The organism is Cellvibrio sp. (assembly GCF_039207905.1).
GTDB lineage: Bacteria > Pseudomonadota > Gammaproteobacteria > Pseudomonadales > Cellvibrionaceae > Cellvibrio.
In genome coordinates, this window is the sequence record NZ_JBCECX010000071.1 from 1 (window position 1) to 7,035 (window position 7,035).

7 protein-coding genes and 1 tRNA gene are annotated in these 7,035 nt (G+C 46.9%); 5 read left to right on the forward strand and 3 right to left on the reverse strand.

Translation table 11 applies throughout. The features are described 5' to 3' along the window. The first annotated feature begins 60 nt into the window (after positions 1-60). Positions 61-136, forward strand: a tRNA-Gly gene (locus AAGC78_RS21585). Positions 137-224: 88 nt separating this feature from the next. Here AAGC78_RS21585 and AAGC78_RS21590 read toward each other — a convergent pair. After that, positions 225-647 carry a PA2817 family protein gene (locus AAGC78_RS21590; RefSeq protein ID WP_435786175.1) on the reverse strand — a complete coding sequence of 141 codons (423 nt, stop codon included), beginning with the start codon at positions 645-647 and terminating at the stop codon, positions 225-227. A 57-nt stretch (positions 648-704) separates the two neighbouring features. On the opposite strand from AAGC78_RS21590, the gene AAGC78_RS21595 reads away from it, so the two are divergent. The 3 genes from AAGC78_RS21595 to queF are packed head-to-tail and all read left to right on the forward strand — an operon-like array spanning position 705 to position 3,296. Continuing rightward, complete coding sequence (locus AAGC78_RS21595) at positions 705-1,658, forward strand: ABC transporter ATP-binding protein (RefSeq protein WP_435786176.1); 954 nt, start codon at positions 705-707, stop codon at positions 1,656-1,658. Next, complete coding sequence (locus AAGC78_RS21600) at positions 1,655-2,428, forward strand: ABC transporter permease (RefSeq protein WP_435786177.1); 774 nt, start codon at positions 1,655-1,657, stop codon at positions 2,426-2,428. The genes AAGC78_RS21595 and AAGC78_RS21600 overlap by 4 nt, the downstream gene beginning before the upstream one ends. A gap of 31 nt (positions 2,429-2,459) precedes the next feature. Then, positions 2,460-3,296 carry an NADPH-dependent 7-cyano-7-deazaguanine reductase QueF gene (queF, locus tag AAGC78_RS21605; RefSeq protein WP_435786178.1) on the forward strand — a complete coding sequence of 279 codons (837 nt, stop codon included), beginning with the start codon at positions 2,460-2,462 and terminating at the stop codon, positions 3,294-3,296. A gap of 14 nt (positions 3,297-3,310) precedes the next feature. On the opposite strand, the gene AAGC78_RS21610 is transcribed toward queF, so the two are convergent. Both AAGC78_RS21610 and AAGC78_RS21615 read right to left on the reverse strand, forming a co-directional pair. Beyond that, positions 3,311-4,693, reverse strand: a complete 1,383-nt coding sequence (locus AAGC78_RS21610) for an adenylate/guanylate cyclase domain-containing protein (protein WP_435786179.1) — start codon at positions 4,691-4,693, stop codon at positions 3,311-3,313. A 145-nt stretch (positions 4,694-4,838) separates the two neighbouring features. Beyond that, positions 4,839-6,119 carry a hypothetical protein gene (locus tag AAGC78_RS21615; protein WP_435786180.1) on the reverse strand — a complete coding sequence of 427 codons (1,281 nt, stop codon included), beginning with the start codon at positions 6,117-6,119 and terminating at the stop codon, positions 4,839-4,841. A 190-nt stretch (positions 6,120-6,309) separates the two neighbouring features. On the opposite strand from AAGC78_RS21615, the gene AAGC78_RS21620 reads away from it, so the two are divergent. Then, complete coding sequence (locus AAGC78_RS21620) at positions 6,310-6,873, forward strand: nitroreductase family protein (RefSeq protein ID WP_435786181.1); 564 nt, start codon at positions 6,310-6,312, stop codon at positions 6,871-6,873. The last annotated feature ends 162 nt before the right edge of the window (positions 6,874-7,035 follow it).

The window sequence follows — 7,035 nt, forward strand, 5'->3', positions numbered from 1 at the left end:
GGACACCGCCCTTTCACGGCGGTAACAGGGGTTCGAGTCCCCTAGGGGACGCCACATTTAGCGGGAATAGCTCAGTTGGTAGAGCATAACCTTGCCAAGGTTAGGGTCGCGAGTTCGAGTCTCGTTTCCCGCTCCAGTTTTACTCTTCAGTTACAAAAATCTTTTATTGTCCTGATCGATTAATTGCCCTGTCGGGCATAACGCATTCCTTGCGCTAATCTGGCTTAATGCATTCCCATCGATTTTGCGCGTGCCTCTTTGTAGTTAAAGGGTGTCTGCTGCTGTTTGGCATCTTCCCGTTGCTCGTCCAGTCGCTGAAAAACGGCGATTTCCTCGTCTGGCATAAAATGCAGGCAGTCACCGCCAAAAAACCAGAGTAAATCGCGATAGAGCAGCGGCATTAGGTGCGGATAGCTGCCAACCACTCGACACATCAATACTTGCCCTTGTTCCAAAAAGTCAGCGCTGTGCGATTGTTGCTGTAAGTGTGTGAGCCCGGTAATAAACTCCTGGTCATCCTCGCTTGGATTGTCGAGATTAAATGGCGGTAGTTGTTGGACTTGCTCGCTGAAGGCGGTAAGTAACTCCAGGTGATATGTGTAATACTCTTGATCGTAAATTGATTGTTCTGAACTTGAAATCGACATACTGCGCCCTGATCTGGTGGTAAATTTTCTGATCTTCATTCATTTCTGCGAGGGGTTATGACTCCGGCACTCTCACTAAGAAACCTGCGTAAAGTTTACAACGAAAAATTCGAAGCCCTAAAAGGTATTTCACTGGATGTGATGCCCGGTGATTTTTTTGCCGTGCTTGGCCCGAATGGTGCCGGCAAATCTACTACTATCGGGATCATCAGTTCCCTGGTGCGCAAAACATCCGGCACTGTCGAGGTCTTCGGTAAAAATATCGATACTGATTTCTCTGCGGCCAAAAAGTTTCTGGGTGTGGTACCGCAAGAATTTAATTTCAGCATGTTTGAAAAAGTGGAGGACATAGTATTGCAGCAGGCAGGCTACTATGGCTTGCCGCGTAAGCAAGCTGAGGTTCAAACCGAAAAATATTTAAAACAACTGAGTTTGTGGGATAAGCGCCATACGCCTGCGCGTATGTTGTCGGGCGGGATGAAGCGGCGCTTGATGATCGCCCGCGCGCTGGTGCATGAACCGCAGTTGCTTATTCTTGATGAGCCAACAGCGGGCGTTGATATAGAGCTGCGCCGCTCCATGTGGGAATTTCTGCGTGAGATAAATGCCGCAGGAACAACCATCATCCTTACTACCCATTATTTGGAAGAGGCGGAGAGCTTGTGCCGCAACGTGGCCATTATTGATCAGGGTGTCATTGTTAAAAACACCAGCATCAAGAGTTTATTGCAGCAACTTAATAAAGAAGTTTTTATTTTCGATGTGCAGGGTAATCTGCAAACATTGCCGAGCTTGGCTGGGCACAATGTTGCGCAAATTGATGAGCATTCATTTGAGGTTGAAGTGGATAAGGGCCAATCGCTCAACGCAGTATTCACCCAGCTGACTACTCAAGGATTTGAAATTGTCAGTATGCGCAACAAAGCCAATCGATTGGAGGAGTTATTTGTTTCCATGGTAAATGCGAATAAAGATCTGGCGAGTGCTGCGAAAAATGAGGTGCAATCATGAGTTTACAAGAGCAGTGGATTGCGTTTTTGACCATCCTGCAGAAAGAGATTAAACGCTTTACCCGCATATGGATTCAAACCTTATTGCCTCCTGCAATTACGATGATTTTGTATTTTGTGATCTTTGGTAAGCTGATTGGTAGTCGCATTGGTGATATGGGTGGATTCAGCTATATCGCATTCGTTGCACCAGGTTTGATTATGATGGCGGTACTGACTAACTCGTACGCGAATGTGTCGTCTTCATTTTTCAGTGCAAAATTCCAGCGCAGCGTGGAAGAAATTTTAGTATCGCCCACACCCAATTACATTATTTTATTGGGTTACGTGATGGGCGGTGTTGCGCGTGGTATGGCGGTGGGGTTGATAGTGACGTTGATGTCTCTGTTTTTTACGGATTTGCACATTCACAACTGGTTTATCACCACTTCTATTGTGTTGATGACATCAATCTTGTTTTCTCTGGCAGGTTTTATCAACGCAGTTTACGCCAATAGCTTTGATGATATATCAATCGTCCCAACGTTTATCCTTACGCCGCTAACCTATTTCGGTGGTGTGTTCTATTCGATTAACTTGCTTCCGGAATTTTGGCAGCAGGTGTCGGTATTTAACCCTATCCTGCATATGGTGAATGCTTTTCGTTACGGGATGCTTGGAATTACCGATGTGCACATTGGTATGGCATTTACCGGTTTAATCCTGTGTGTTGTTGTGCTCTTTGCTGTTGGATTGCATTTATTAAAAACGGGTAAGCGTTTGCGCGCTTGATTCGCGAATCTGAAACTATATTGGAAATGTTATGAACCATAATCCGCTAGGTCGCCAAACAGATTACGTATCGGTCTACGCCCCGCAGTTACTGTTTCCTATTCCGCGCGCGGAATCGCGTGAAGTATTGGGAATAGGTGAGGGTTTGCCATTTTACGGCGTGGATATTTGGACTGGTTACGAGTTGTCCTGGCTTGATGCTAAAGGTAAACCAGTTGTTGCTGTTGCCGAATTTTTTATTCCTTGCGAAAGCGAGTTTATTGCAGAGTCCAAGTCATTCAAACTCTATTTAAATTCACTCAATCAAACCCGTTTTGAAAGTGCGCAGGAAGTGGAAGCGCTGATTGCTAAAGATCTCTCTGCGACTACCAATGCTGAAGTGAAGGTAAAACTAATTCCACTGAGTGGGGCATCGGGGTTGTCGCCTGCAGCGCCGCATCTCACTGCGATAGCGGATGCGTACGGTGAGCTGTTGGATGAATTGGATGTGGCGGTTGATACCTACCATCCAGCACCTGAATTGCTCACTACCGAAACTGCGATAGTGGATGAGAGTCTGGTAAGCCATCTGTTGAAAACTAATTGCCCCGTGACTGGACAGCCTGATTGGGCGAGCATTGTTATTCGTTACAAGGGTAATAAAATCCAGCGTGAAAGTTTGCTGCGCTACATCATTTCATTCCGCGAGCATCAGGATTTTCATGAGCATTGTGTTGAGCGGATTTTCAGTGATATAGCACGGACATGCCAGCCGAAGGAACTAACAGTCTATGCGCGTTATACGCGACGTGGTGGGCTGGATATCAACCCGTTCCGATCAAGTAATCCGGAGGCTACACCAGAATTGCTGCGTTTGATTCGCCAATAATTGGTGCGATGGAGTTATATAATTACTTTGTCTTTTAAGCGGCTCGCCGCTTTTTCAAGCGATTCAATCACTTTCTGTTTGTCGTAATTGCGGACTTTATCCATGTCCAGATACATGGAAAAGCCTTCGGTGCGATCTTCAAAATAACTTTGGTTTTTGCCCATCTCTTTGCGCAGGTCTGCCACTTGGTAGACCTTTACTGGCAATGAAAAACCTTTTACCTGGATTTCACCTTTATCGCGGCACATCACGGTGTCTTTTACCAGTGACCAGGTTTCATGCGAAATTAAAATCTCATCTGGCTCTGCTGCTGATTCAAGGCGGCTTGCCAGGTTCACCTGGGTTCCTAATACGGTGTAGTCCAGGTGATTAGATGTACCAAAGGTGCCGACGGTGCAGTAGCCAGTGTTGATGCCCATGCGCACTTGCAGCGGTTTTTTGATACCCTGGTTAAACCATTCGACTTGCATTGATTTAATGCGCTTCTTCATCGCAATAGCCATGGCGACGCAGCGGGTGGCATCGTCTTTAACGCCTTTACTATTGCTATCACCAAACAGCACCATAATGCCGTCGCCCATAAATTTATCGATAGTGCCGCCATAGTGCGCCACAATTTTCGACATTTCGGTGAGGTAGTGATTCAGTAATTCTGTTAAGGCTTCTGCTTCAATTTCTTCCGAGAGTTGGCTGAAATCTTTGATATCAGAAAAGAACACGCTGATGCGTTTGCGTTCTGCTTGCAGGTTTTTATCGTCGCCGCGATTAATGGCTTGCCATACAGTGGGAGGTAAATAGCGGGACAATTTATAGGCGCGGATCTTGTGCCATTTTTGTTCGTTTTCCAGCTGCTTTTGGCTGATCATTAATTTGTGAAAGCGCTGGTGCATGTAAATGGCGTAGACAAGAAAATAAGTAGCAACACCAATCAGGCTTGCAGCACTTATCTCGATGCTGCTGGAAAGCACTAACTGGGGTTTATGAATCACCAAGCTGAGAAGAATACCGACTGCAAACGCACTGTTATCCTCCATCAATTTACGAATGCCGCCACTAATAAGCGCATTGAATTGAATCATGGTAAGAAACATAACGCAGGGCAAAATACTGAAGTCGGTCAGGCTGAGCACGATTCCGATAAGTGCAGCATCTGCATGGGACAGCCAGCGATTAATATTGGCCATGCGCTCGGGAATTTGTTTACGAGTGAAATGATAGGTGGCGTAGGCATAAATCAATAAAAAGACGATCATCCCCATGTGGGCGGTACTTGGGTGATCCCAATTGATAAATGATGCAAGGGTTCCGGACGCGGCAAAACAAATGAGGGCGCGAAAATAATATTGCTGTATGGGGGATTCTGTTTGCAGTTGCTGACTGTCAGTCTTACTGTTCATTGGACTAAAACCTTGTTGTTATTTGGTCAGTAAGTGAATCCTTGCGAATAGGCCTAGCTGCTTACCCAAGCCAGTGAATTAAACGGGTTTTTGTTAGAAATGTCTACTCGTTGGTGGAATGCCAGACGACTTTTCTGTCTGGTTATTATTTAAACTTCAATTCCAGATATTTTTCTTCCAATTCGGTATATTGCTTACGCAATTCTGCAAACTCAGTCTGGATTTGTTGCAAGTCTGTCTGGGTGGCAGCTGGCTCTGTGCCGGTATGCTCCAGATCATTTTTAAGCTGATCATTTTCCCGCTCCAGCTCTTCCAAATTGCCCAGTAGCTCTTTGCTCTCCTGGGTGAAGCTCTGCAACGTTTCTTTGATCCGTTGATTTTCTTCTTCCAGATGGCCGTCGCTCTCAATCATGCCTTCTTGTTCGGCAATTTTTTCGTGCGCCTTGGTAAGCTCTTCTTCCAGTAACTGAACGCAAGTGTCTGATTCCTGAACAAAGCGGACTTGTCGTTGGAGTTGCTGTTCCAATTCTTTGATGACCAGATCTTTTTCTTCTGCGGTCACTGCTTCTTCCAATTTTCGTTGCAGGTTGCTGATAACACGATATTGATCGGCGGCGACATTACGCAGCTTCATTATTTCATCAGCGGCGCGGGGGTCCTGGCGAATGATATTGATGGTTTTGTGATCGACAGGGCGGCCGGTAATCGCTGCGCTAGTGTCATGCATGTAATGGCTGATATCGTTGTAGCTATTGCTGTATTGTCCCAGCAGGTGCTCGTACTGCTCTCGGTCAGCAACTCCATCGGCCATCGCATAGAGTTCGTTGTAGTAAGTTTGTGCTGTGGCTTGTGCTTCGTTCCAGCGTTTTTCCAGGTCAAAAAATAGCTTCTTGAATTTCTCCAGATTCTCCACTCGCTTCTTGTACATCTCAAGTTCATCGCTGGATTCTCTATCCGGTGATGAATCCAAACCGATATCTACGGCGAGGTCGTTATTGCTTGCTGATGGCTGTAGTAATGGTTCGAGTGTTTGCCGGAAAATATTCCAATAGCCCTCGCTACCTTGTACCTCGGTAGTTCCCAATTCTTCAGCGCGCAGAAACGCATAGCGAAGTGCGACAATGCGTTGGTTGATGGGCAGATCAGATGGCTGATCAGCAGTGATATCGCCGCGCGGAGCAATGAGCGCAAAGCGATCTTGGGTAAACTCCAGTTGTTCGTTAACTAATTGCTTGTAAGACTTTGCCGTGCTGGCAGCGGGTGCGCCGCTGGATTTTATCGTCTCGATCAACTCGCGCAATTTGTCTTGTTGGCGACGGATTAATTTCTTCTGCTTGAGCGAATAAAAAATCAGTACAACAGTAGCGATAAGCAATGCCAGATAAATCTCAATGGCTACTGCAAGGATGAGGTTTGGTACATGCATATGATGGTCGGCCGCCGGATTCTGGAAATGAGCGCAGCTGCAGCAACTTTATTGCCACAGCCGACTCTATAATGGCTACTTAATTTATCTGCCTGAAAGTATGGTACAGGTTCGCCCAATATTCGACTTGGCTATACCTTTTATCGTCAGGTCGAGTGTGTGAATTGTTTATTAGTGAGGTTTTAGTTTTATGGATGCAATAACAGCATTACACCAGCGCGTATCAACCCCAAGGCTAACGGCACCGGCGCCGACTCCCGAGCAATTAGAGGTGTTGTTCAGGGCGGCGATACGCGCGGCGGATCACGGCAATTTGCGTCCCTGGCGATTTTTGGTTGTTGAAGGGGAGAGGCTTACGCGCTTGGGTGAAGTGTTTGCGCAGGCTGCTACCGCAAAAAATCCTGCCATCACCCAACCGGAAATTGATCGCTGCCATGCTATGCCACAGCGTGCGCCGCTGATTGTTGTTGCAATTGCGCGTTGCCAACCCAACCCCAAAGTGCCGCAGGTCGAACAAATTATCGCCGCTGGTGCTGCCACCCAAAATCTTATCAATGCCGCCTTTGCGATTAGCGTCGGCGCGGTATGGCGCACTGGCGATATGGCTTACGATCCGTTTGTGAAACAGGCCTTGGGTTTGGCTGAAGGCGAAGAGATTGTTGGCTTCATTTATCTCGGAACGCCCACCGTTCCACCACATGCGCCGCGCGAACAAAATCCTGGCGACTTTTTTAGTGCATGGTCGCCTGAATAAGATTGCGTTTACAGGTTTGCTTGTGTACATTAGCGCGCCTTCGCAGGGGGTACTTTGGATAGTGCTTCGGGCGAAAAATCGCACAGTTAAATCGTAGCGATTAAACAACGGTGAGATGTCCGAGTGGCCGAAGGAGCACGCCTGGAAAGTGTGTATACCGCA